Here is a 3,180-nt window from a genome sequence, read left to right on the forward strand (position 1 = left end):
CGAGATGCTGCATGCGCGCTTCGACGAGCGCCAGGGCGCGCCCTGGCTGGTGATCGACGACACGCTGCGCGCCGGCTGGGAGGAGGCGGGCTTCGCCTCGCCCGAGGCGCCGGCCTGCACGGCCTGGCTGCGCGAGGGCGGCGCCATGCCGTTCGACCTGCAGCACGGGCCCTTGCTGCGCGCGCGGCTGGCGCGCGTCGGCGGCGATACGCATGTGTTCCAGCTCACGCTGCATCACATCGCCACCGACGGCTGGTCGATGAACCTGCTGGTCGACGAGCTGGGCGCCGCCTACGAGGCCGCCGTGCGCGGCGACGCCGGCGCCTATGCGCCCGCGCTGCCGGTGCAGTACACCGACTACGCGGTCTGGCAGCACGAATCGCTCGACGCGGGCGTGCTGGAGGCGCAGCTCGACTACTGGCGCGACACGCTCGGCGACGAGCAGCCGGTGCTGGAGCTGCCCGCCGACCGGCCGCGGCCGGCCCGGCGCGACGGCCTCGGCGGCCAGGTCGGCGCGGAGCTGGACCGGGCGCTGGCCGACGCCTTGCAGACCTATGCGCGCCACCACGACGCGACCCTGTTCATGACCCTGCTGGCGGCCTTCCACGCGCTGCTGCATCGTTACGGCGGGCAGCGCGACATCCGCGTCGGGATCCCGCTGGGCGGGCGCGAGCGGATCGAGATCGAGCCGCTGATCGGCTTCTTCGTCAACACGGCGGTGATCCGTGCCGAGCTGTCGGGCGCGCTGCCGTTCGAGGCGCTGCTGGCCCAGGTCCGGCAGCGCGTGCTCGACGCGCAGGCCAACCAGGACGTGCCGTTCGCGCGCATCGTCGACGCCCTGCAGCCGCAGCGCGTGGCGAGCCAGACGCCGCTGTTCCAGGCGATGTTCAACTACGATGTGCAGCAGGGCGCCACCGAGCGGCGCGTGGCCGACACGCTGCGCCTGAGCCCGTTCGGCAGCCAGCGCACCGCCGCGCAGTTCGACCTCACGCTGGGCGTGTCGGTGGGCGAGCGCATCGGGCTGTCCTTCGGTTACGCGGCCGACCTGTTCGACCGGGAGACGGTCGAGCGCCTGCTCGACGACTACCGTGCGCTGCTGCGGCAGATCGTGGCCGGCAGCGTCGGCGGCGGCCCGCGCCTGCGCGAGCTGGCGCTGGTGGCGCGGCCGGTGGCGAGCCGCGGCAGCTTCGAGGCGCAGCCCTTCGCGGCCGCGCACGAACGGATCGCCGCGCAGGCGCGCCGTTCGCCGGAGGTGATCGCGCTGCGCTGCGAGGGCGAGACGCTGAGCTATCGCGAACTCGACGAGCGCGCCACCCGCCTGGCGCGGCGGCTGCGCGCCGAGGGGATCGGCGCCGAGGCGCTGGTGGGCGTGTGCACCTCGCGGTCCGGCGCGATGCTGGTGGCCGTGCTCGCGGTGCTGAAGGCCGGCGCGGCCTATGTGCCGCTCGACCCGGCGTATCCCGATGCGCACCTGGCCGGCATGATCGAGGACGCCGCGCTGGCCTGCACCCTGGTGGACGCTGCCGGCCGCGAGCGGCTCGCCGCGCTCGGCACGGCGCATCGGCAGATCGAGATCGACGCGGCTGCCACGCAGTCGCCGGCCGACGCCGATCCGCAGGCCGCGCTCGACCTGCCGCCGGTCGATCCGGCCCGGCTCGCCTACGTGATCTACACCTCGGGCTCGACCGGCCGGCCGAAGGGCGTCGGCGTCTCGCACGGGGCGCTGGCGCGTTTCCTCGACAGCCTGCGTTCGCGCCTGGCGTTGAGCCCCGACGATGTCTGGCTGGCGGTCACCACGCTGTCCTTCGACATCGCCGCGCTGGAGCTGTACCTGCCGCTGGCCTGCGGCGCGCGCATCGAGCTGGCGACGCGCGAGACCGTGGTCGACGGCCCGAAGCTGGCGGCGCTGGCCGACACCTCCGGCGCCACCATCATGCAGGCCACGCCGATGGGCTGGCGGGTGCTGCTCGACGGCGGCTGGCAGGGCCGGCGCGGGCGCTTCACGGCGCTGAGCGGCGGCGAGGCGCTGCCGCCCGACCTGGCCGAGGCGCTGCATGCGCGCGGCGTGACGCTGTGGAACCTGTACGGGCCGACCGAGACCACCATCTGGTCGAGCGCCGCGCGGCTCGAGGCCGGCGCGCCGATCACGCTGGGCGCGCCGCTGGAGCACACCACGCTGCAGGTGCTCGACGAGAGCGGCCAGCCGGTACCGGACAACGGCATCGGCGAGCTCTGCATCGGCGGCGCGAACCTCGCGCGCGGCTACCTCGGCCGCCCGGGACTGAGCGCCGAGCGCTTCATTCCCGATCCGCACGGCGCGCCGGGCGCGCGCCTGTATCGCACCGGCGATCTGTGCCGGGTGCGCCGCGACGGCCGGCTCGAATACCTGGGCCGCGCCGACCAGCAGGTCAAGCTGCGCGGCTTCCGCATCGAGCTGGGCGCGACCGAGGCGGCGCTGCGCGGCATCGAGGGCGTGAGCGGCGCGGCCTGCCGGATCGTCGGCGAGGGCAGCGCGCGGCGGCTGGTGGCCTACGTGACCGGCGAGGCCGATGTCACCGGCCTGCGCGCGCAACTGGCCGAGCAACTGCCGATGCAGCAGGTGCCCGCGCAGATCGTGCGGCTCGAGGCGCTGCCGCTGACCTCGAACGGCAAGCTCAATCGCAATGCGCTGCCGGACGTCGCCGCGCATGACGAGGACAGCTATGTCGCCCCCGGCACGCCGACCGAGGCGCTGGTCTGCGAGACCTGGGCCGAGGTGCTGGCGCTGCCGCGGGTCGGCATCGACGACGACTTCTTCGGGCTGGGCGGCCATTCGCTGGCGGCCGTGCGGGTCGCCGCGCGGCTGGGCGAGCGGCTCGGCCGGCAGGTCGAGCTGGCGCTGCTGTTCGCGCATCCGCGCGCGGCCGACCTGGCGGCGCGGCTCGATCGCGAGGGCGGTGCGAGCGATGCCGGCGGCGGCTCGGCGCTCGACGCGATGCAGGGGCTGCTCGATTCGCTGTAAGCACGCAAAGCCCGATCGAGGGCTAGCGATGCGCGGCGGCCGCCGGGGCGACCCGGCCAGGCCGCCGCGCATCCCCGGTCCGGCGCCTCGCGAAAGGGGCGCCGGCCGACAGACTGGAAATCAATGACGTGACGGACAACAACTCTCCCGCCCGGCCCGACGCGCTGCCGCTCGCGACA

Annotated in this window: 1 protein-coding gene; it reads left to right on the forward strand. The window is 74.8% G+C overall.

Annotated elements, in window-relative coordinates; translation table 11 throughout:
- On the forward strand, positions 1-3,001 hold a 3,001-nt coding region (locus F3J18_RS36325; RefSeq protein ID WP_166916976.1), incomplete at its 5' end, for a non-ribosomal peptide synthetase.
- Positions 3,002-3,180 lie beyond the last annotated feature (179 nt).

The organism is Burkholderia sp. Ax-1720, assembly GCF_011753035.1.
Classification (GTDB): Bacteria; Pseudomonadota; Gammaproteobacteria; order Burkholderiales; family Burkholderiaceae; genus Burkholderia; species Burkholderia gladioli.